Source organism: Chitinophaga hostae (assembly GCF_018224885.1).
GTDB lineage: Bacteria > Bacteroidota > Bacteroidia > Chitinophagales > Chitinophagaceae > Chitinophaga > Chitinophaga hostae.
This window is the reverse complement of record NZ_JAGTXB010000012.1, coordinates 110143-134817: the sequence shown is the minus strand read 5'-3', so window position 1 is coordinate 134817 and position 24675 is coordinate 110143. Positions and strand designations below refer to the sequence as shown.

Sequence of the window (24675 nt, the reverse complement as noted above, 5' to 3'; positions counted from 1 at the left end):
AAAGAAGAAGGGAGTGGCTGTGAAGCCGCTCCCTTCTTCTTTTATCCCTGTTTATTTCCGCATTCTTGCGCGTTCATATTGTATAGGCCATGGTATATGTGCCTCCAATGTATGGGCTGCATGCAGGGGGAAATAGGGGCTTCGTAACAGTTCCCGGGCCATCAGTACCATATCTGCCCGGCCTTCCGCGATGATGGACTCTGCCTCTTCCGCGGTGGTGATCATACCAACTGCACCGGTAGCGATGCCTGCTTCTTTGCGGATTTTCTCTGCAAAAGGCGTCTGATAAAGAGGTCCCACCTTGATATGCTGATGCGCTGCAAGTCCGCCGGAAGAGCAATCGATCAAATCCACACCCTGGTTCCCGAGGAGGGCAGCCAGTTGTACCGATTCTCCGAGGTTCCAGCCTCCTTCCGCCCAATCCGTCGCGGAAATCCTTACCAGCAGCGGATATCGCTCCGGCCACACCGTGCGAACAGCTTCCACGGTTTGCAGCAGCAGCCGTATCCTGTTTTCAAAAGAACCCCCATATTCATCCGTGCGTTGATTACTGAGGGGAGATAAAAAATTATGCAACAGGTAGCCATGGGCGGCATGTATTTCCACTACCTGGAAGCCTGCCTCCAGGGCGCGTGCGGCCGCCTCCCGGAAATCATCCAGTACTTTGCGTATGCCCGTTTCCGTGAGTGCCACCGGCATAGGATATACGTCGTTAAAGGGGATAGCACTGGGAGCTACCGCCTGCCAGCCGCCTTTATCGGCGGGTAATGTTCCGCTCCCTTCCCAGGGTCTGAGTGTGCTGGCTTTCCTGCCGGCATGTGCCAGCTGTATGCCCGGAACGGCGCCCTGTGCTGCGATGAAGCGGGTAATCCTTTGCAGCATTGGTATATGCTCTTTTTTCCAGATGCCCAGGTCATTAATGGAAATGCGGCCTTCCGGCGATACAGCCGCCGCCTCTGTCAGCACCAGCCCGGCGCCGCCTACTGCCCTGCTGCCCAGGTGCACCAGGTGCCAATCGTTCGCAAATCCATCGTCCGAAGAATACTCGCACATGGGCGACACTGCAATACGGTTACGGAATACCACCTCCCTTAAGGAAAAGGGACTAAACAAATTCGACATAAGCGATTGCTTTTTAGTCCGTTAAAATTAAGCATAAATCGTATAGCGAAAACATAATATTCAAGTGATACATCGGCCGGAAATATCCCGGGAAATATATATACTTTTATGACATTATACCTATACCAGCATGTATCTGTCCCCTGCCAAGCACCGTATTGTTGTATCCCTGTTACTATGCTTTTTTGCATATTTTGTTAATACAGGTAAGGTCTATGCCCAACAGAAAGCCGATTTTGAAGCCTCTGTAGTCAGTGATTGCGAGTCTGTAAGCACCACGTTTACCGACCTGTCGGATGGCGCGCCGGTGGCATGGCAATGGGACTTTGGTAACGGCTACACCAGTACGAAAAAAAAGCCCTCAGCCACCTATCTGAAAACGGGCAACTATACAGTGACGTTGAAGGTAACCTATGGAGATGGCAGCAGTAAAACAGCTGTAAAAACGGACTATATTCATGTAAGATCGAAGCCTGTTGTTAATTTCAGCGTATCGCCCAACAAAGGCTGCGTTCCTTTTTCTACCACTTTTACCGATAAATCGCAACCCGGCGACGGTTCCCTGCAAAGTTTCAGCTGGGATTTTGGCGACGGAGGCGTTGCCGAAAATGCGGGCAGCAGTATCGCCCATACTTATACTGTGCCCGGCGCATATAGTGCAGTACTGACAGTTACTAACAGTTACGGTTGTACGAATTTCAAAGTGCTGGATAAAGTCGTTGACGTAGCGCCGGCGATCAACGCCGATTTCAGCGTAGCGGAGAAGGTACTTTGTAAAGCACCGGTAGAGGTGAATTTCTCCAATACCTCCAGTGGTCCGGGCACGCTTAGTTATAAATGGGATTTTGATGATGGCGGTAGCAGCACACAGCAAAATCCCGGCAAACATACTTTTACCACCAAGGGTACGCATAGCATTACCCTAACGGTGAAGAATGAACGGGGATGTGCAGCGGTAAAAAAAGTAGACGACATCAACGTGGCAAACTACGCCACCACCCTCAGCGTACCCACGCTGGTGTGTTCTGAGCAGAACAGCAATTTTGTTGCCGGCTTCTCTCCCGTTCAGCCCCAGAGCACCAACTGGGAAATCAATGGCCAGCCCGCATGGGCATACAACAACAACACCCTTACTTATCATGCGCCGGCCGCCGGTCCGGTAAAAATAAAAGTAACCGCTATGTATGGCAACTGCCCCGATGTAGTGGAGAAAACGGTAGACGTGAAGCCAACACCCAGTGGCAATATCAGCATGGACGACAAACCAATTTGCGCGGTACCGGCCACCATTAATTTCAAAGCGGGCATCACCGGCGCCAGCAGCTGGAACTGGGACTTCGCAGACGGTCAGCAGTCTACCCAGGAAAACCCGGTCCATAATTTTAACCAGGAAGGATATTTTTACGTAAGACTTACCGCTACCAGTAAAGACGGTTGTGCCATCCGCAGGGAGGTTTACCTGACAGTCAACAGCACGCGGATAACCCCCACCGTAAGCAACGCCAGTGGTTGCGAAGGGCTGACCGCCAACTTTGATTCGTACAGCAGCAGCAGCGATGTGGTAAAAACTTTTCAATGGGATTTCGGTGATGGCAGTACTTCCACTGCCGCCGCCCCCACGCACACGTACCCTAAAGCCGGTAACTATATGGCATCGCTGAAATACACTACCGTTAACGGCTGTACGGGAACGGTCAACGCATCCAGCCCCGTACAGGTGTACAAAAAACCTACGGTGGATTTCAGCTCACCAGATGCACCGGAAGTATGCGGTAACACAAATGCCTCCTTCATTAGCAAGTCGGACGTGGGAGATACCTGGTACTGGAATTTTGGTGACAACGGCATGTCGGGCTACGGCTCAACCGTGCAACATAGCTACCAGGAACCGGGGCTCTACGATGTAACCCTTACCGTGTCAAACGGCACCTGCCCCAACAGCGCTACCAAAACTGCCTATATCAAAGCGGTGAATCCTTTTCCCCGTTTCAGCGTCAGCCCGGTGAACTGCGATCAGCGTACTACCGTTAACGTTAGCGAGTATTCATTAGGCGCCAACAGTTGGAAATGGAGCTGGGGCGATGGAAAAGACACCGCCTATACCGTTCACAGCGATAACGTAACACATATTTATGAGAAATCCGGTGACTATACGATTCAATTAACCACCTCCGACGGCCATTGTACTACCTATCTGAGCAGCCGCGTGAGCATTATAGCCCCTTCTCTCGTAACAATTACTACAGACAAAACTACTTTATGCAGCAATGAAAGCTTTACTGCCAGGGTAACCGCAGAAGATGGCAGTATCCACAACAGCGCCTGGCCTTATCACTGGCAGCTCGATGGCAGCGACCAGGGGTGGTGGGATTATAATAAACCTACGCAGGTATACAGTGGTCTTACTCCCGGTAAACACACAGTCAACCTGCGGATACAGGACCGGCTGGGCTGCTTTAACAACAGTAATGTGATTGATATGGATGTACGCGGACCAATCGTTGACTACAACCTCCCTTCGCAAATAGAGTGTAAGAAAACAGAGCTTACCTTCACCGACAATTCTGACCTTACCTATAGCAGCAGTATTGCCAAATGGGTATGGAATTTTGGCGACAATACCCCTTCGGAAACCTTTAGCAGTCCGCCATTCAGGCATACCTACCAAACAGCGGGCAATTTTGTTCCCACCCTCACCGTAACAGACAAGGAGGGTTGTATAAATACCTTCAGCGGCAAAAACCTGCAGGTAAACGGTCCCAATGCCGATTTCACCCCCGATGCGTATGTGGTAATGCCCGGCGCCAATATAAATTTCTGGAATAATTCAAATGAAACCGGCGGTACCATCACGGAACTGAAATGGGATCTGGGAGATGGAAACACGTCTACTGAGCCATATTATTTATCGCACGTGTATCCGGATGAAGGCATATATAAAGTAAAGCTGCAGATAAAAGACGATAACGGCTGTACCGACGAAACCACGAAAACCATTAAAGTAGCGGCTGTGGGTGCAAGCTTCACGTACACCTATACATTTGTAAACGGAGGTAACTGTGCGCCTGCTATCTATCGTTTCAACAACACCTCCATCAACTATACTACCTGTGCCTGGGATTTCGGTGACGGCAGTACTTCCGACCAGGCGTTTCCGGTGCATACCTATACCAACTCAGGGCATTACAAAGTGACCTTAAAAGTAAAAGGCATCGCCGATACGGAAGATGAATACAGTGAAATAGTGATTGTAAAAGGCCCCTATGCCGTTATTACCGCCAGCGCTGAAGGAGGTTGTCTCGAAAAAGAAATCACCTTTACCGTGAAGCCGGAAAATGCTACTTCATTCAGCTGGGATTTTACCGATGGTAATGTGGAAGAAACAAATGCACTCGAAGTAAAGCACCACTTCACCGACCCAGGCATATACAAGCCGCAACTGATCGTAAAAGATGCAGCCGGCTGTAAAGGCAGCGCCTTCCTGGACCATCCGGTGGTGATTGATCAGCTGGATATAAAACTGCATCCCAGTGTGCCAAAGCTTTGTGACGAGGGAACGCTTACGTTTGCGCCGGTTTTCAATAGTTATTCGGTAGAAGACCTGGGTATCACCCCTGCTTTTACCTGGACCTATGATCCATCCCTTACGCCCAAAAACATCAATACTACCACCCCGGAATTTTTCCTGGATAAAGTAGGCGTGTATACGTTCGGGTTAGAAGTCACTACTAAATATGGTTGTCACCAGAAAGTATCCGAAGCCATCAACGTATACCCGAAACCGTTAGCAGCCATTTCCGGACCGGATAAGGCATGTAAGGATGTACCGGTAAATTTTGGCGGCAGTGTAACGCGGTCCACAGATGTTACATGGGCCTGGGACCTGGGCAACGGCAACAGCAGCAGCGTACAACAACCGCCGGCACAATCTTATGCAACGCCGGGCAATACCAATATCATACTGAAAGTTACCAGTGCAGATGGCTGTATGAACGAGGCCAGTCATGCCATTAACATACTGCCATTACCGGATATTAAAGCAAGTTCGCCGGCAGCATTTATCTGCCTGGGAAATACCATCCCCCTTCATGCAGGGGGCGGCAATATTTATGAATGGAGTCCGGCCACTGGTCTTGACAATGCCGGGATTGCCAACCCTACTGCATCACCGGCGATCACCACTACCTACCAGGTAAAAGTAACGGACAATGATGGCTGTATCAATACAGACGAAGTAAAACTACGGGTGGTGCAACCATTTACCGTTCACGCCACACCGGATACGGTGCTGTGCCTGGGAGACAAACTGCCGCTACGCGCCTGGGGAGCTGATTTCTACAGCTGGCGCGGAGAGGGATTGGATCAACCCAACGCTTCAACGCCGGTAAGCACGCTGCCCTGGACAGGCGCTTACACGTATGAGGTAACGGGGTATGACAAAGACAACTGCTTCTCCGACCAGGCAACCGTTAACGTAACCGTCAACGCCAGACCGCAGGTGAGTGCAGGCATAGACAGGGAAACAATGGCCGGCGTGCCTGTTTACCTGGCCAGCAACAACAGCAACGATGTAATTCGCTGGAAATGGACACCGGCGGATTACCTGGATTGCAGTAGCTGTCCGCGGGTACAGGCCATCCCCAACCTTACCACCCGCTACGAAATAGAAGTAGAGAACACCTATGGTTGCAAAGCCTCCGATGATGTAATCATACACGTGCTTTGCAACCAGAGCGCCATCTATATGCCGACTGCTTTTACCCCCAACAATGATGGCAGAAACGAACGTATTTACCCTAAGGGAAAGGGGGTGAAAGAAATAGAATGGCTGCGTATCTACGATCGTTGGGGCACCCTTGTATTTGAAAAAACACATTTCCCTGTAAACGTAGCAGCAGCCGGTTGGGACGGCCGTAATGGCAATCATGCTGCACCGCTGGGCACCTATATTTACTCCATGCAAACCGTGTGTGAAAGCGGCGAAAAATTTGAGTTCAAAGGCAGTATTATACTGATCAAGTAGAGCTAAAGGCAGAAAGCGGAAAGCAAAAAGCTATTGAAGCGAATGATTAAGCAGGAAAACCCGCCTGGATCATTCGCTTCAATAGCTTTTTGCTTTCCGCTTTCTGCCTTTAGCTTTATATCATATACTTATCTACTCTCTTAAATATGTGGCGGCATAAAAAAAATTCAATTAATTCGTAGTGCATCAAAGATCCGCTATGAACCTCCAAAACGAGTCCCTGTCAACATGGTCAACCGGCAAAAAGATTTTATTCCGTTTTTTTGCCATCTATTTTTTATCCTACCTGGTTAATAATCTTGGGATAATGAGTTTCCCATCCGATACACCGGTTATCTGGATGGGAAAGCTGCTGATCAAACGGGACTATCATATCGAATATTGGCCTGGCGGCAGTGGCGACACCACCTACAACTACCTGCAGGTTTGCTGCCTGATAGTTTGGTCGTTATTTATTACCATCATATGGTCTTTAACTGATCGTAACAGGAAGAGCTACGACCGCTTGTGCTACTGGACAATGGTTATTTTCCGCTATGGTCTTGCGGTCACGCTGATAGGATATGGCATGGCCAAAGTTGTAAAAACACAGTTCCCCTTTCCTTCTCTCGCGCGACTGGATCAAACCATTGGCGACATGTCGCCCATGGGACTTGCCTGGACATATATGGGATATTCCACCGGTTATAACCTGTTTACCGGTTTCGCCGAATGTTTTTGTGGTGTGCTGCTTTTCTTCCAACGCACCCGGCTGCTTGGTGCGTTAATGAGCATTACGGTAACGCTTAATATTGTAATGATGAATCTTTATTACGATATCCCCGTAAAGTTGTTCTCTGCACATTTACTCCTTCTTTCCTGTTTTATCGCATGGCCTGATTTACAACGGCTGATCAACTTTTTCGTTCTTAACAAACCGGTTCCTGCGGCGAGCCATTGGCGGCCGGTTTTTAAAACAAAATGGAAACGCATTATTTTTGTGGGGTTAAAGTATGCTTTCCTGGCATTTTATCTATACACAACAATTACAGGCGGCATAGAAATGGACCGAATGTACGTGCGTAAAACAACACCACCTTTATATGGTATCTATGAAGTAAAATCGGTGACTTGCGATACTGCCGGATTTTCCAATTCTTTAATTAATAATTTTAAATTCTGGCAAAAAGTATATTTTGACAAAGATTACCAAATGGTCGCCAGGAAAAAGGATGATATGCAGTACTACGACATGAAAATTGACAGCACCAAACATCTGCTGACTTACTGGAGCAGTCAAACCGACAGCGTGATGATGCACTACAGTATTCCTTCAACAGATACGCTGTATCTGAATGGAAAGATAAACGGCGACAGCATACATGTGGTACTAAAAAGAAAAGATCCGAATGATTTTGCACTGATGAGCAGGGGATTTCACTGGATCAATGAATATCCGTATAACAGATGAGTAAACAAGATATAGCAACATTATTGGATGCTGATGGATTTATCATCATTCCTGACGTTTTCAGCAATAGCACAATAGATACAATGATAAGTGTCATCGGTGCGGCAGACAGTTCTGGTCCGCTATTCCGGAAAACCAGTGATCTTTTCGCTATCCGGCGATTTTTACAGGTTGTTCCGGGGATACAGCCGCTTATTTTTACGGAGAGGCTTGCCGGGATGATCGGGCAGCTCTTTGGTACCGGCTATTTCCCGGTGAAATCCATCTATTTTGATAAGCCGGGACAGTCGAACTGGTTTGTGGCCTGGCACCAGGACCTGACCATCGCAGTAGCGAAAAAATTGCCTGTTGAAGGTTATGGTCCATGGACTGTGAAGCCGGATCAATATGCGGTGCAGCCTCCGGTTGATATACTGGAAAACAATTTTACCATTCGTATTCACCTGGATGATACCGATGAGCACAACGGGGCGTTGAAGGTGATTCCCGGCTCGCACCGCAAAGGTATTTACCGCCCGGATAGTATTGATCTGCTCACCACACCGGATGTTAGCTGCCCGGTAAAAAGAGGTGGCATCATGATTATGCGACCGCTGCTGATGCATGCTTCGGGACGCAGCAGCAACGGGCATAGCCGCAGGGTCATACATATTGAGTTCAGCAGGCGGACCTTAGCCGGCGGCCTCGAGTGGGCAGAGCAGCTACCTTTCTTCCCGGTTGCCGAAGCTTAACGTTTTGTTGGTGATGATAGGTTTAGCCCAAAAACCGATACTTAAAATATATCCCATGGTGAGGTACAGGAAACACATGCCTGTACGCAATCCCCAGTGATCGCCGATCCAACCCACGATCACGGGCAGTACTGCCCCACCGGTGATACCGGTTACAAGAATGCCGGAGAACGAGCCATGGTGTTCTGTTACAGAATTCAGCGCCAATGAAAAAATGATGGGATACATAACCGAAGCAAAGAAGCCGACCAACGGAAACGCGATGCGTGCCACCGGTCCGCTGCCAAATAATGCTGCGGTAAGACTTGCAATAGCCAGCAGTGTGAACCCTGTCAATACTTTACGGCTATCGGCCAGTTTCAGCAACAGCAGCCCTACCACCCCGCCTGCAGTCATCAAGCCCCAGAAATAAGCCACCGCATTCGCGCCGGTTGTTTGCGGATCGTAATGATGATATACGCTCAAAAATTGCGAAATCCAGTTAGCGATACCCTGCTCTGTTCCCACATAACAGAACAAGGCAAAGAAATACAACAGCACTACCGGTTTTTTCAGTAAATCGATATGCGTTTGCAGCGCCCCTGCCTGCTCGTCTTTTGTTAATGCAACTTTGGGAAATTTTGAGACCGCAATGATAATAATCATTGCCAGGCAGATAATGGTAAACAGCCAGTACAAAGAAATCCAGGGCAACGCAGGTGGTACCAGGCGGGCCAGGGCATGCAAGCCACCACCCTGTATGTTTACTACCAGGTACGAATATACGAGCGGACTTACAAAAGACGCCAATCCAAAAATCAGCTGTGCCAGCACAGAGTTGAAGGCATAATGTTCTTCTCCGCCGGAGGTGCGCAGCAGCGGATTGATCACCACCTGTAACATGGCCATACCACAGCCGATCAGGAAAAGAGAGGCCACCGCTGTCAGGTAGTTGGGAAAACACGACAGCAGCAGGGCGCCGAGAAAGGCCACCACAAAGGATGCTATCATGATCCTTTTCTCCTTATATTTTTCTATGAGCATGCCCGCAGGAATGCTCATTACCCCATAGGCAATAAAAAAGGCAAAAGGCAGCAACGCCACCAGGGTGAGGCTCAGGTGAAACCCACTGATGATATCCGGTACCAGCGGACCTATTACATTGGTGAGAAAAGAGATCACAAAAAATGTGAGCATAATCAGGGCTACGATATAATAATTCCTGTTTTTCATTATTGATGAATTGGTACGATGTTCCAGCCGCTTAAAGCGATCACCGCAGGTTGTTGTAAATCTTTCGTATGTACATAGCCGTTAATCTCCCTCGTTTCACCGGGCAGTATGGTAATATCATTATCTTCCCAGAACACCGGCACTACTGTTTCCCCGCTCTGGCGGCGGATATCCAGGTGCACCATAAATGCCAGTTCCTTGCCCGGGTTCTTCAGCACTACCCTGGCGAAAGTGGTATCGTTTTTCCGAGTCAACTTCGATTGCATATCCAGCTTCACAGCCGGGAGATGCCCGAGGGAAGACAGATCAGCGAACTGTGACTGGGGAGTAATGTACCAGTTGGTTTTCGCGGTATCGAGCAGGTCCTGCCGGGATGACAGCACATAAAAATTACGGCTTACGACTTTACCTTTATCCTGCAACTGCAGATCGAGATACCAGGTAGGCGCAGCCGGTTGTACCGGTAATGCCGGCAGGTGAAAAGCCTGCTGTGGCTGCAGGTCCCGGAGCGTGGTATCGATGCGGTACAGCGTTTTCAACGCGGTATCCATTACCTGTATGCTGGCTTTCAGTTGCCCGGCGGAATTGGCGGTATTGTTGATCACATCTACTCCGCGGCGGCCATAGTTCCAGGAAATGTGCAGGGGTTCACCGGCTTTGCGGGCGCCGTAAAATGCAGCCGTAGGCAACAGGTAATAATCGTACAATTGCCACCAGAGTTTGGGCCAGGAGGAATTATACATCCACTGGACAATGCCGGTGGCAGCGGGTCTGTTGGCGGCAAAAGCTTCCAGCATGGCGCGCATCCCTTCGTAGTTCAGGTATTGGGCTTTGCGCAGGTAATCGTTCAGACTAACGGGGCTGCCTAAACGTTTTTCCATGGCGTTGTTATAGTAGTCGAGGTTATGAAACTCTCCTCTTGCCGCGTGATACATCCATGCGTTTGAAATGGGCCAGAGCGAATCGGCAGGGATCATTTTCTGCAGGCTTTCCAGTAATGGTACCTGCGGACCGGGGCCTGTTTCTGTATTAAATCCGAAAGCACCGCCGTTTTTATCATCGATGTACCAGTAGTCGGGCGGCACATAATCATATGGCCCCCTCATTTTCACGCCTGCCGGACCACTGATGGTACTGGTATTATCGTGGGCGGAACTCAGGGAAGGACGTGAAGGATCGTATTGATGCAGGATATCGAGGTATTGTTGTTCAAGGCCCGGGCGGGGCAGTTTATCGCTGCCATACACCCAAACAAATACAGATGGGTGATTGCGTAACCAGATGATCTGATCTTTCCATGACTCGGTAGCAATAAATTGCTGTTCCGGGGTAATGATACCGCCATATTCATCGGCCGGACTGCCCATGTAGTTATCCCATTCCCAGTGGGCGCTCCAGCCTACCATCACCAGGATTCCTCTTTCGTCGCAGAGATCGTACAGGTGTTGATTATTCCCCCAGAATCCTTCCATCCGGATGGTGTTCAGGTTCATATGTACCGCGTAGTCAATACCGGCCCGTTCATAATCGGCGGAAGCATTGAGCAGCATGGGATCTGTCCATCCGCCACCACGGATCAGCAATTTTCTGCCATTGAGGATATACCCGCGGTGGCCGTCGGCATTGATATAATCCGATACCTGCCGGATACCGAAAGTAACGTTACGTTTATCCGTTACCGTATTATTAACTTTAAACTGCAGGGAAAGCTGGTACAGTTCCGGTTTACCGAGATCGCGGGTCCACCACAACCGGGGATTCAGGATGTTGAGCACCGGGTACTGTTGTGGCCGGAACGTAACCTGGCGATGGCTGTTGGGACTCAGGGTTACCTGTTGGGAAAAACGGATCTCCTTTCCTATGCGGCCTTCAAGGGTACCGGTTACAGCCTGGTTACTTTCATTGGCCAGAAACGTACTCACGGTAACGGATGCACGCTTTCCGGTAGCCGTATCAATGTTGGTTTGCACAAAAGGCTGTGAAATGGTTACAGGACCACTCAACAGCAATTGCACATCCCGCCAGATCCCCATGTTTTTATCCGGGGGCGCGGGATTCCAGTCTACAAACCCGAGAGTGGGTTCACCGGGGGCCGGGGCGGTAACCTCTACAGCCATCACATTCGTGCCCGCGTGTACCAGTTTGCTTACATCGAACCTGAACCTGCGGAATCCCCCCCTGAGCGTATCGGTGGCTACCTGTTGTCCGTTTATCCAGATGGCCGCACGGTAGTTGATCCCGTTAAATAATAGCTGTACCACCTGCCCGGGAGGCATGGCCGGCAAGTTAAAAGTGGTGCGGTGCCACCAGGGGACTTTAAACGGGTCGGTGGCAATATGTTCCATATTGTTATGGAAGAAGATATCCTTGTATACTCCATCTTCCACCAGCGAAGCCATCACGGTTCCCGGTACCTTAGCGGGGTACCATTGATCCGGTGAATAGTTTAGCGAAGAAATCTCTTTCCCGTGTCCGGTTACCTTAGCGGCCGACTGTATCTGCCAGTTTTCATTCAGTGGCTGCTTCGCGGTAAGCCACTGCTGGGCGCGCAGAGGCAAAGCAAGGCTCATTAACAGCGACAGGTAATAGCCGTGTTTCATGTAATGATATATTTAAGCTATGAGGAGTATAAAACAGGGAAAGGCAGTCACCTTTCCCTGCTGATCAGATGATTAGTAACCTGTATTCTGCGTAAGCACGGAGGTTCCGTTTTTCACGCTCAGGTCTATTTGTCGTTGCGGGATCGGGTATCTCACATTTTTTGCGCCAAAGTTACCACCTACAATATCAGTGGTGATGGTTTTTTCGTAGCTGAAATAGCGGTTCAGTTCTGACTGGGCAATGCCCCAGCGTACCAGGTCGAAATAACGGTGGCCTTCCATGGCCAGTTCCAGTTTACGTTCGAAGCGTACGGCTTTTACCGCCCAGGCCTTTCCTTTAGTGGTAAAAGTACCGGCTGCGTACGGGCTTACTTTGTAGTGTGCCGCCGGGGTGTTGGTATAACCAGCCATTGGGCGCGAAGGGTCTATATAGGTTTTCACCCAGCCTACTGGATTGGCAGCGCGGTTACGTACTTCGTTTACATGATTTTGTGCGATAGTCAGATCTCCGGCTTCGGCCTGGCATTCTGCCGCCATGAGCAGCACATCAGAAAAGCGGATCAACACGTAGTTGATGGCGTTACCGGGCGCCCATCCGTTGCCATCGTAATATTTATCCTGGGTGGCCTGCATGTATACATTCTTCAATGCGGCATAAGGACCGGCAGAATGCTGATCACGTACCCAGTCGTTGCCGGGGTGATTACCCCAGTCCAGGAAAGGAATGCCGCGGCGACCAACGGTCCAGTCGAGCCGGGGATCCAGGTTGCCTGCATCCGGCGTAAAAGCATCGCTGCTGGCGATATTCATATCGTTTTTAACCGCATGATCATTGAAATCATCGATATAAGGCAAACCAGCGGCATCTGTACGGAAAGAGTTGACCAGGTCCTGGGAGGGCTGATAAAAACCGCAGCAGCTGAAAGGACCATTATAAGGGTAATTCAGCATCTCTCCCTGGTTGGCGTTACCAGTGCCCCCGGAGCCGTCGTTAGCGCTGTATTGGATCGAAAAAACGGCTTCGCTGTTATTTTCGGTAAAGGCATCGAAGTTATCGTGGAATTTTGTGGTCAGCGCCAGTTTGGTTCCTTTGGCGGTGACACCGTTTGCGATGATATCTTCGAAGATAGGCATAGCCAGCGCGTATTTTTTCTGGTAGAGATAAGTCTTTGCCAGGTAGGCTTTGGCGGCCCAGTTATTGGCGCGGCCTATTACGTCCTGTACTTCGTTCAGGTTATCCGCTGCAAACTTGAAGTCGGCTTCAATCATTGGCCAGATATCTTTATCATTAGGCACTTTGTAATCGTCTACGTTCAGTTTGAGGAAGCTTTCCGAATTCTCATCTACCCAGGGTACATGATCAAACATTTTCTTCAGGTCGGAAAAGAAATGGCCGCGAAGGAAGCGGGCTTCTGCCTCGAGTTCTTTCTTTTCATCGGCGCTCATATCAGTCACATTTTTCAGCACATGCAATACAAAATTGCAGCGGCGCACGCCTTCATAATCTACCCGCCATTTATCGTTGAAAAAACTGTTGGTAGCATTACCTACAAAAGTGGCAATCTGTAACACCGCGGCAGCATCCCCGGGGTCGCTTCCTTTATGGGCATCCCCACCGCAAACGCTGCCATAGATCCAGTTATCCGGAGAAACGGCATAACCGCTGCCTCCGGAAAGATTCACCAGGTCACCATCTTTGAAGTCCTGTCCGTCTAATGCGCCATAAGCGCCAATGAGCAGGGTATTTACCCCTTTTTTATTGGTAAGAGCTGATTCTTCCAGGGAAGACTGCGGCGTGCGTTCGAGGAAACTTTTACCACATCCGGCTATCAGGGGAGTTGCAAAAGCCGCACTCAGTATTATATGATAAAATGATTTCATGATCATACTTTTTTAAATGAGCAATTGTTAGAAACCCAGGTTAAGTCCAACGAGGAACTGACGCTGATTGGGATAGGCTCCTTCGTCTACGCCGAAATCAGTGATATCTGAGCCTCCTATTTCGGGATCCAGGCCGGAATATTTTGTGATGGTAAACAGGTTAGCTGCCTGCACGTATACCCTCAGTTTGGTAATGTGTAAACGGGTAAGTGAGCCTGCCGGGAAAGTATATCCGAGCTGCATATTTTTAGCGCGCAGGTAAGCGCCGTTTTCCACCATATAGGAGTTGGGCACGTTTTGGGTGCTGGTAGATCCATCCACTTCCTGTATCGGCGCTTTGGCGTTGTGATGATCCGGTCTCCAGGAATCATACAAGGCTGTTTTACTTTTGGCGCTTTCGAAAGAAGGATAAAAATCACGCCACCAGCGCACATTATTCCATATCTGGTTGCCATGTGTGCCGAAGAGGAAAAGACTGAAATCAAACCCTTTCCAGGTAACGCCTATATTGAAACCATAAGAGAAGTCGGGATTCGGATTGCCCAGGAAAGTACGGTCATCGGGGGTAATGATACCATCGCCATTCACATCCTGGTAGCGGAAGCGACCTAATCCTTCGCCTTCCTGGTATATAGCATCGGGTGTATTGGTGGCTTTCTGCGCCTGCTTATCTGCTTCTTCCAGTTCGGCTGTTTCATTCCAGAAGCCGATCACTTTATAACCGAAGAAAGAGGAAACCGGTTGTCCTACTGCATTGCGGATAATGTTACTGCCGTCAAAACGGCGGCCGTCACTATCGAAGTAGTCCACCCCATCTGCAATTTTTACAATTTTATTTTTGTAGGTAGTGAGTGTACCCGTTAAGTTTAGCTGCAGATCTTTGCTGATATTTTTATGCCATCCAACGGAGAAATCGAATCCTTCATTTTTCATTTGGGCAATATTCACAAAAGGCTGGGCAGAGGTACCTGCCAGGCCGGGCAGCTCAGGATTGTAGAGCAGGTCCTTGATATCCTTGCGGTAATAATCTGCCGAGAAATCCAGTTGTCCGTTAAACAGGCTGGCATCGATACCGATGTTGGCGTTGACATCACTTTCCCATTTGGCGTCGGGATTACCGATTTGGAAGCTGGCGAAACCGGCATTCAAACCATTGTTTACACCGGCAAGGTCGTAGTAGGTAGAGCTGCGTTTACCGCCATACAGGAAGTAGCCGTTGTTGACGCCGAGGTTTAACTGGTTACCCATGATTCCCCAGCCGCCGCGCAGCTTCAGGTCAGATATCCAGGTTAGCTTCTTCATAAATTCTTCCTGTGAAATACGCCAGCCGGCGGATATAGCGGGGAAATTACCATAGTGGTTATTTACAAATTTGGAAGAACCATCGCGGCGCAGAGTGGCACTCAACAGGTATTTATCTTTAAACGCATAATCTATCCGGCCCAGCAGGGAGAACAGTGATTCTATTTCCCGGGTACTGTAGTTGGTTTGTACACCGGTACCGGTGGTGAGGTCGGGGAAGTAGGCATCGAAGGTGAAATAATCTTTCGTGGTACCTCCTACGGTGCGGCTGCGGCTGTCGAATGCCTCCGTACCGGCTATTATCTTCAGGTCATGATCTTTATTGAATGTTTGATGATAGGTCAGCGTGTTGGTCCAGGTCCAGCTGTGGGAGTTGTTAGATCCTTCCGTATAGGAGTTACTGGTAGAGTTCTCCTTGTTTTCATATTGCGGAAAAGTAAAAGAGTGCGACCATCCGGATACTACTTCTCCCCCAAAGCTGGTACGGAAGGTCAGGTACCTGAGGAAGTCCACTTCTCCATAAACATTACCAAACAACCTGCTGTTGAAAGCTTTGTTATTGGCGGTACGGGCCTGAATGGCTACGGGATTATTGGCATCTCCAAGGGCATCACCGGCGGAACCGGCGAAATTGCCTTTGATATCATATACCGGGATAATGCTTTGTTCCCGCATAGCATGACCGATGGCGGCATCGGCCGTGTTAATGTCTACCGTAGGATTTTCAGACATAGAAAAAGCCAGGTTCTCTCCTACGCGGATATGATCGGTGATGTTGTATTGTGTATTAGAACGAACGGTATAGCGTCTGAGATAGGTATTCATCAACGTACCCTGCTGATTAAAATAATTCAGGGAGAAGAGATAGTTACCCTTGTCGCCGCCGCCGCTTACGGCCACGTTGTGACTGGTGATGGGAGCTGGACGAAATATTTCGCGATACCAGTTGGTACCGGCTTTATTGGCTCTTACGATCTGGTAGAAATTACCATAGTCAGCCAGGTCGGTATAATTCGGATTGACATAATATTTAGCCGGATCTACGGCAGGATCTCCTTCCATGGCGCCTGACGGCAGGATGTAATCAGGAATTTTCGGCGTGGTGCCGTGGCCATACTGGTCATTACCCGGATCGGCGCCGGAGTTTTTGTAGGCCAGCCATCTGAGTTCAGCCTGTTCCTGCGGGTTGAGGGTATTCCATACGTTCCCGCTCTTTGGATACTGGCGGCCGTAGTAGCCATCGTAGCTTACTTTCACCTTGCCTGAGCCGCGGCGTGTAGTGATGATGATCACCCCGTTGGAGGCGCGGGAACCGTAGATAGAAGCAGCGCCGGCATCTTTCAATACCTGGAGGTTAGCCACATCATTCGGGTTGAGGTCAGCGATATCGGTGGTAGGTACGCCATCTACCACGTATAGCGGTGAGTTGGAACCAAACGTGTTTACGCCGCGAATACGGATCTGAGGGGATTCTCCCGGCTGGCCTGAGCCAATCACGGTTACACCGGATGCCTGTCCCTGTAACTGTTCTGTTACCTGGGCGGAGGGCTGTTTGATTAAGTTATCAATATTTACGACCGCCACGGAGCCGGTGAGGTCTTTCTTTTTCTGGGTGGTATATCCTGTTACTACAATTTCGTTGAGCGCGCTGGCGCCTTCTTTCATGGTAATATTAATGAGCTGTCTATCGCTAACGGGTATACGCTGTGTTTCATAACCGATAAATGTTACTTCCAGTTCGTCATTGCTTTTACCGGGAGCAGTAATGGAATAAGATCCATCCGGATTGGTAACGGTACCGATACTGGTACCGGCTATACGAATGGTAACGCCGGCGAAGGGGTTACCTTTTTCATCTTTCACCAGTCCTTTAACAGGATGTTGCTGCTGTATGGTTCCTGGTTCCACAGGCAGCGGTGTGGCCGTTTTTTCGGTGACCATATAAAAATGTTCCCGTACTTTTTCGTAGTGCAGGTTAAAGGGTTGCAGGGCTTTGCCTAAAGCTTCTTCGGCAGACTGGCAGGCAGCAACGGACAGTTGTACCTTCTTGTTTTTTACCAGGTTGCTTTTATAGGCAATGGAAACGCTGAAGTGTTCTTCAATAAGGTGAAGTACTGTTTTCAGCGAAGATTCATCAGGTTGTAATGATCCGCTGTTGCCCGTTTCCGGGGGCAGCGGCTGGTTGCCGGCAGCGGCCATATTTTGTGCCGACACCGTTTGGGATAGGAAATACAGGGCTAATGTTTGCATTAGCAAAACACGTAAACCTTTTTTCATCTTGAACAGGTTTTAACGATTAAGAATAAGACTGCTTATAATAATGAGCGGCGATCCCTATTGCTTATGGATCCAGACTTCATCGCCTCTTTGGTTGAATTGCATACGGAAAACCTTTCCCAGCTGTGTCATCATGGTATCGGGGTTATAAATGATAGGCATTGACCCTGATACTTTATATTTTAATAATTGCGAATCGCGGACGATCAGTGTTTTACCAAAGACCTGCTGCATAAAGATGGCAGCATCGGCCAGTGTAAAATCGTCCATGATCAGCCGGCCTGTATGCCAGGAAGTATAGTGATCCGCATCTACACTCTTTTTGACATAGTCGCCATCCTGCTTATTGTACCGGAGCATTTCGCCGGGGTGCAGGTATAGCTCCGTGGCTTTTCCCTTACCGGGTTCGCCTATGTTTAGCAGGATACTGCCTTGTTGCAGTACTACTACTATTTCTTTGCCGGTGCTGTTTACATTAAATTGTGTACCTATTACTTCCACGTTGAGATTATCGTAGGTATGGACGATAAATTTCTGGCCGGAAGTGGTATGTTTTACATGAAAAAAGGCTTCTCCGTCGAGCCATACTTCCCTTTTGCCGCTGCCGGTTATGGCGTAGAGCAGGCGGGAGTCGGCATTCAGCGTTACTTCGGAAGAATCGGGTAACAGCAGGCGCCGGGTTTCTCCCAGTTTGGTATGTGTGCTGAGGATCGTTTGTTCAGTGCCGGGCGATTGCATCCACCACCATGCACCGGCAACCAGGATACCCAGTAATACCGCCGCCGCGTATTTCCAGGTGTATTTCCACCAGGGCGTACTGACTACGGGATCTTTGTCTGTTTCTTCTTCGGCCATTCCACTCCAAACGGCATCCCATAGCTGTTCCTTATCCGTAGCGGAAAGGGTGTATGATTTGAAACGGATACTATGCACCAATTGCCTGGCGTCGCTGATGATGGGTTCCTTTTCCGGGTGTTGCCCGAGCCACGTTTCCCAATACACATTCCTTAGCTCCGGGTGCAAAACCCATTCCTGGAAATCCTTATCCATCGCAAACTCCCTGGCCGTGTATGATAAATAATTGCTGGCTGCCAAGAGAACGTGCTTTTTCTTAAAGAGCACCTTATGAAAGAAATCTCATCACTTTTTCTGAAGTTTTTTTTATCTGCTTAAAAGCAGGAGCAGGAGCGGCAAAGAAATATTCTTTTTGAGGATGCCGATAGCTTTGGAGATGGTATTATACACAGAATCTACCTGCATGGACATGATATCGGCTACTTCCTGGTAGTTGAGGTTCTGGAAGAAGCGGAGGTAAATGGCTTCCCGCTGGCGGCGGGTAAGGCCTGCAAGACCTTGTTGCAGGAGGCGTTTCTGTTCTTCGGCGGTTTCATCGAGGATTAGCTGGTTTTCGAGCGGAAGGGTGTATTCGAACTCGAAGGCTTCCCATGATTCACGGTGCTGGTAGCGGCGGTCTTTACGCAGGGCGCGGAGGAGGCGTCTTCTCAGGCTGCTGATCAGGTAATAACGTACATTTTGTATATCGGCCGACAGGTGTTCCCTGCTGATCCAGAGATCCTGGAACAGGTCCTGTAAACAGTCTTTCACGCGTTCTTTTTCCTGGCAGAAATGCATGCCATAATGAAAGAGGTCGTCGATGTGGGCATCGTATATTTCGGCGAAAGCGTGGCGGTCACCTTGTAGAAAGCGTCCCCAAAGTGAGGAATGGGAAGTCACCACGCGTAAACCTGATTTATGGGCTTTCCCTGTATTCATACATCTCCTGGTTGATCTACTAAAGCTTGCTAATTATTTTGACACCTGCAAATATATTTTGGTACAGGATATGAAAAGCAGTTTATATCATTAAAACTGAACGATATGAAAAACCTCAATTATTTATGGTTGTCGGGCCTTGTACTTTTTCTTAGCAGTTGTGAAGTTATAGGCGGGATATTCAAGGCGGGTGTATGGACGGGTATACTTGCCGTTGCAGTGGTGGTGGGTCTGATTATATTTCTGATAAGCCGTGGAGGCAAACGAGGATAGCACTTTTATGTATAAAGCAGTCGTTGGGGTTGGTCCCTCCACCAGCGCTCAGCCGCATGAAGCCATCATCACCCTTATACCAGCCCGGGGCAGTACCCCTTATTTCCCCGGTTATTGTACCTGCGGTTACCGGTGGTCTTGCAGTAGGAGCACCTACCGGGGAGAAAACAGTCAATCCGCCATTCACTGCAAATATTGTAGGGGGATCTAAAGTCCCTATACCTATATTGCCGTTGGGTCTGAAAACCATCCAGGGAGTGAGGTGAACAGTTGTCGCCGGGGAATTTCCTCCAATGTAGGCATAGGTAAGCGTATCTGCACCGAACGCTCCAAATGCTGCCATTTTTCCGGCACCGCCTTTAGTGATGCCAAATTCTCTTGCCCAAGGCGTAGTTGGATTCGTTAGATCTATCGCGGTTCCCCAGGGATACCCAATGGGATCGGATACCCGGATATTCCCACCGTTGACATGTAAAAAATCTATGGGCGTGGTAGTACCTATACCAACTTTCCCGGTGTTGCCGATAACATTTGTTTGGGCATAGGAGCCTGCTCCGGACAGGAGCAGCAAAAGAGATAAATAGTACTTCATTTTAGGTGATCATATTAGGTTAACAAAACAAAAAAGGTATAGCGAACGGCTATCATATTTCACCACAAATATAAACTATAAAAACGTTGTTAAAGAGTATTTAATACGCTTCCGCGCTTTTCTGCTGTTTCTTTAACAAATACAGCGAAAACTATCCGCTGCATTTGTTAAAATGCTAACAGTTAAAAGCCCGTGACGTTTATAAATGTCTTAGCAGACCAACAATATGGTCATACTGCAAAATAATGATCAGTGCCAGGACTATTACCAGGATTATCTTTACCAGGATTCTGCTGCGACTAAATTTCTTTTCGTTTCTGGTTATAACGTCGTTTGTTTCCATATACTTCTTTTGAAAAAACAGATGATCAGTTAAGATTAAGTTTAACAACTGCCGGCTTTTTAACCACCGTAATACGATCGCCGGAACGCACCTCTACCCGGATGCTTATTTTAACAGAATAATCAACCATATCTATACCTATTGATGATGTTTCCTGAAGCTTTCCGGTGTTACCCCCGTGTTCTTTTTAAAGAAAGTAACAAAATAAGATACGCTTTCAAATTCGAGCTCAATGGATATTTCTGCCACTGAACGGGCTGAATAGTGCAGTAAACGCTGTGCTTCAATAGTGACCCTTTTCCGGATCAATTCTCCACTGGATACGCCTTTATATTTTCTGCAAATTTTGTTCATATAATTTGTGGTAATATTCAATTGCTCTGCATAGAAAGAAGGCGTTTTATGTTTTACAAAATGCTCGTCCAGCAGCGATTGAAACTGCCTGATTTTCTCTTCTTTGTTATGCTTCCTTTCATTTAGCGGAGCCGGGTTAAATTGTCTGTCCAGGTTGCAAAGCAAAATATTTAAAAATGACCGCAATATGCTGTCAACATTTTTCTGCCGGCTGATAAATTCCTGCAGCATATACCCGCAGAGCAACTTCCATTCAGCACACTTACTTTCTTCAAGGCTTACATCGTTATTATGCTCCTGGTTCATGAAAGAAAAATGAAACAAGGCATTGTTATTATACCTCAACGAAAAGAAGTCTTCCGTAAAACAAATGATGGTACCACTGGCCCCGCTGTTAACATCCATACTAAAAATGCTGCCGGGCTTCACGCATATAATTTTAGGCCGGTCCACCCGGATGCCAACACCATCTATCACCACGTTACCGGCTGTGTTCTCCATGCACAGCAACGTATAGAATGTTTGTCTGTGCGGATGTTCCAATAAAGGATACTTTCCAGGTATACCGTCAAGACGATCCATCCAGAAAAGGTGATTACCCGTTTCAAACATGTCAATAGATAAAACAGCGATGTCGCCGGATTTCATATTCATGTAGCAACTTAATAAGGTGAAATATTAAAATAACCAGGTAACATGTACCATAGCGCGATTGCCCGCCTTCATCCGTTGCTCTGCCAGCTGCTGAGAAATTACCGGCTGGAAATTCCCACCAACGGAGATTGTTCCCAGCGTAGCTTCCAATCCAACAGTGGCCAGCAGGGAATGTCCGCCGGAGATGTCCACCGTGTACTTTTTTGCTTCCTTATCTTTGCCGGCGGTTTCATACAACACCCCTGCATTGGGAGCCACAATGACCTTGTTGGCCACCTTTATTTTATAGTATGCCAGCACATTGGCCGTAAATTTATTACCATACTGATAATCATATTTATTGTTCGTATTGATCTTGTAACTCATGTTCGCATTTATACCTACATCCATCAGTCTTACGTCGTACATGGCATTTAGCGTAAAGTCGGTGCTGGCAGTACCCAGCTGAAAATTGTTAGGCGCATCTTCATTTTCCTTGTGCTCCGCAGGTTCGTATTTCCCGGTAGGCGCCTTGATACCGCCACCGATCCATAAAGATTGTACCAGGAGCTGACCGGCGCCAATTGTTTGTTGCTTGTCGAACAACTGGTAATAGCCCACTACGGCAATATCCCCGATACCGGATTTGCTGATGGTGGCGCCCTGGTTTTCCCGGCTGTTGAAGTTCACCGGCAAAAATCCCAGTACTCTGAAACGCTTACCGATATTCCATCCGCCCCAAAGTTCGGCGGTCTGATAGGTTTCGTAGGTGGTGAGATAAGAAGTGGTACCACCGGGGCCCAGGTGGGAACGCAATGTTTTGTACTGGTACCGCAGCCCTATAAATCTCTTTTTGAAATCAGGCAGAATACCGATATAGTAACTTCCCACACCGCAGCCACAAATATCACAGGCGCGGGCTTCATAGCAAACTGTTATTAAGCAAATCAATATTAGGAGTATCTTTTTCATCTATCCTTCTTTTATCGGGTGGTTATTGTATTGCTTCCTGGGAAAAACGTTCATCTTTTATGAAATGCTGATCATTTAACGTATTCAGGAATGCCAGCAGTTGCTGTTGTTCGTTTGTAGTAAGTGATATGCCTGGCTTACCATTCGCTTTCAACAGCGGATCCAGTGTAGGCATCTCCGTTACCTCCGAATTATAATGTGTCAATACTCCCTGCAAAGTATAAAACCGGCCGTCGTGCATGTAAGGCGCGGTATACGCCAGGTTGCGCAGACTTGGCACTTTAAACTTATACTTATCGGCAGGATTTAAAGTAATTGGATAGCGACCCTCGTCGTTATTAGGTCCGGGAGTAATGCCGTTGTTCCGGAACGACTGATCTGTGAACAAAGGTTCCTGGTGGCAGGTGCTGCATTTTTGTTGAAATATAGCATAGCCCTGTTGTTCATCCGGCGTAAAACTTACGCCTTGTTTACGCATTACGCTATCATATTTCGATTGATCGCTTACCAGCATCACCATAAACTGCGACAATGCTTTCATCATGTCGGCAGTGGTGATATTATCCGAACCGAATGCCTTTTTGAACAACGCCGGATAAGGAGGCGTATTTCTCAGTTTCGCGAGCACATTACCCACTGTTTCATCCATTTCCACAAAGTTGGTGATAGGGGCAACCGGTTGCAGATCCAGGTCAAACACACCGCCATCCCACATGAACGTGGTATTCCAGGCCAGGTTCATAATGGGCGGTGAATTCCGGCTGCCCAGGCGGTCATCAATACCATGACTGATATCATGGCCATGATGGGTAAATGCCGATGTTTGCAAATGACAGGAGCCGCAGGAAATAGTATTATTCCGGGAAAAGCGCGGCTCATAGAATAATTTCCGGCCTAATTCAAACCCTTCCCTGGTAACCTTGTTGTTTGCAAACTTATATGCCGGTGAAGGAAATCCGGCCGGCTGTTGAAATCCCGCAAATGCCACTACCTGCTCTTTAATTTTTTCACTTTTACTGCAAGCCAGCAGGAACGCGCCAAAACAGGTTAATAGCCACCATTGCAATTTATTCATCTGCCTGAATTTTCTGGTTAGTTCTCTGTATGATCATGGTAAAACATCTTCGTATAGTTATTGGCGATACTGGTGCTGAAATCACCGAACATAACGGTGGGATGAGCTGCAATACTGACATTGGTGGCGCCGTTAAACATTTTCAGGATGTCGACCATCAGGTGCACGTTAGCTTCCCTCCCCTGCCGTACTTTGGCCATGCCGCCTGCTGTGAGATCAATATTGATAGTCTTGATATTATTTATTGTAGGCGCGCTATAGCCGCCAAAACCACCGATATGATACCTGAAATTATGCCTGCCGCTGGGATCCGCCGGCGCCACGTCTGAAGTTCCTTCCATTTTAAAAAAGATGTATCCCATATTCCACTCCCAGTACATGCCTCCATCCATTCCACCGGACGGGTCTAATACACCTGTTCTTTTCCTGACATCCATTACGCTGCTGAGACTGTCTACTCCCAGGATAAAACTGACTGCCGCATACTCCCCTTCAGGTACCTTCACTTTTACAAACTGGGAAGCTGCCTCGGCTTCAGAAACCAGGAAGTAGCTGCTGTCTTTCGGCACTACAAATTCTTCTCCATTGGATTTCTTCACCCTGATATTGGTGATATAGTATTTTAAACGTTCTATCGTAAATTTTTCTCCAACCGCATTGGTATATACACCTGTATTCAGCTGAAGATTCCTGTCGCCCACGATATTATCAAACTGAATAGACAAGGTAGATTTCACGGTGTTATCACCTGCGGGCGTAACCGCATTATCCTTTTTGCAGGCGGCCAGGAAACAGGTTGCTACAGCTGCGGTTAACAGGGAATGTTTGATATTGTACATGACGATTAATTAAATAGCGGGGCTGCTGGTTCACACAGCTCCCTGTTGAATGATTGAGTAATGAAATAAAAGACCAGGCAATAGCCATCCGTTACCTGCAGGTCATACAGATTTACTAGGAATAATTTTCCGGCAAAAGCAATCTTTACCGCCATCAGCGGAGTAATACATACACGTGGCTACGTGTACATGAACAGCATGTAACGAAAAAGAAATTAAAACA

General features: G+C 48.2%; 15 protein-coding genes. 3 read left to right on the top strand and 12 right to left on the bottom strand.

The annotated features are described in order from the left end of the window. Positions 1-51: 51 nt before the first annotated feature. Positions 52-1122 (bottom strand): NADH:flavin oxidoreductase/NADH oxidase, encoded by a 1071-nt coding sequence (locus tag KE626_RS22565; protein WP_211975265.1) that lies wholly within the window; start codon positions 1120-1122, stop codon positions 52-54. A 130-nt stretch (positions 1123-1252) separates the two neighbouring features. Here KE626_RS22565 and KE626_RS22560 point away from each other — a divergent pair, with 130 nt between their 5' ends. From KE626_RS22560 to KE626_RS22550, 3 genes are all read left to right on the top strand, one after another. Beyond that, complete coding sequence (locus tag KE626_RS22560) at positions 1253-6145, top strand: PKD domain-containing protein (RefSeq protein WP_211975264.1); 4893 nt, start codon at positions 1253-1255, stop codon at positions 6143-6145. Positions 6146-6452: 307 nt separating this feature from the next. Further along, entirely contained in the window at positions 6453-7595 is a 1143-nt protein-coding gene (locus tag KE626_RS22555) for a hypothetical protein (protein WP_211975263.1), read from the top strand. Beyond that, positions 7592-8326 (top strand): phytanoyl-CoA dioxygenase family protein, encoded by a 735-nt coding sequence (locus KE626_RS22550; protein ID WP_211975262.1) that lies wholly within the window; start codon positions 7592-7594, stop codon positions 8324-8326. Before KE626_RS22555 ends, KE626_RS22550 begins: the two co-directional genes overlap by 4 nt. Here KE626_RS22550 and KE626_RS22545 read toward each other — a convergent pair. From KE626_RS22545 to KE626_RS22495, 11 genes are all read right to left on the bottom strand, one after another. After that, on the bottom strand, positions 8297-9538 hold the full coding sequence (locus KE626_RS22545) for an MFS transporter (RefSeq protein WP_211975261.1): 1242 nt from the start codon (positions 9536-9538) through the stop codon (positions 8297-8299). The genes KE626_RS22550 and KE626_RS22545 overlap by 30 nt on opposite strands. Beyond that, the gene (locus tag KE626_RS22540) at positions 9538-12138 is read right to left on the bottom strand and encodes a glycoside hydrolase family 2 protein (protein ID WP_211975260.1); all 2601 of its coding nucleotides are present in this window, start codon (positions 12136-12138) and stop codon (positions 9538-9540) included. The genes KE626_RS22545 and KE626_RS22540 overlap by 1 nt, the downstream gene beginning before the upstream one ends. A 72-nt stretch (positions 12139-12210) precedes the next feature. After that, a complete protein-coding gene (locus tag KE626_RS22535) occupies positions 12211-14019 on the bottom strand; it encodes a RagB/SusD family nutrient uptake outer membrane protein (protein WP_249207634.1) in 1809 nt (602 codons plus the stop codon). Between the two features lie 27 nt (positions 14020-14046). Continuing rightward, positions 14047-17598: a SusC/RagA family TonB-linked outer membrane protein gene (locus tag KE626_RS22530; protein ID WP_211975258.1), complete on the bottom strand. Its 3552-nt coding sequence runs from the start codon at positions 17596-17598 to the stop codon at positions 14047-14049. Positions 17599-17655: 57 nt separating this feature from the next. Then, on the bottom strand, positions 17656-18693 hold the full coding sequence (locus KE626_RS22525) for a FecR family protein (RefSeq protein ID WP_211975257.1): 1038 nt from the start codon (positions 18691-18693) through the stop codon (positions 17656-17658). Between the two features lie 66 nt (positions 18694-18759). Beyond that, on the bottom strand, positions 18760-19371 hold the full coding sequence (locus KE626_RS22520) for an RNA polymerase sigma factor (protein WP_211975256.1): 612 nt from the start codon (positions 19369-19371) through the stop codon (positions 18760-18762). A gap of 235 nt (positions 19372-19606) precedes the next feature. Continuing rightward, positions 19607-20236, bottom strand: a complete 630-nt coding sequence (locus KE626_RS22515) for a hypothetical protein (RefSeq protein WP_211975255.1) — start codon at positions 20234-20236, stop codon at positions 19607-19609. A 481-nt stretch (positions 20237-20717) separates the two neighbouring features. Then, positions 20718-21587: a helix-turn-helix domain-containing protein gene (locus KE626_RS22510; protein WP_211975254.1), complete on the bottom strand. Its 870-nt coding sequence runs from the start codon at positions 21585-21587 to the stop codon at positions 20718-20720. A 24-nt stretch (positions 21588-21611) separates the two neighbouring features. Further along, the gene (locus KE626_RS22505) at positions 21612-22538 is read right to left on the bottom strand and encodes a transporter (protein ID WP_211975253.1); all 927 of its coding nucleotides are present in this window, start codon (positions 22536-22538) and stop codon (positions 21612-21614) included. 22 nt (positions 22539-22560) lie between these two features. Further along, positions 22561-23613: a cytochrome-c peroxidase gene (locus tag KE626_RS22500; protein ID WP_211975252.1), complete on the bottom strand. Its 1053-nt coding sequence runs from the start codon at positions 23611-23613 to the stop codon at positions 22561-22563. A 17-nt stretch (positions 23614-23630) separates the two neighbouring features. Next, on the bottom strand, positions 23631-24452 hold the full coding sequence (locus KE626_RS22495; protein WP_211975251.1) for an MbnP family protein: 822 nt from the start codon (positions 24450-24452) through the stop codon (positions 23631-23633). Positions 24453-24675 lie beyond the last annotated feature (223 nt).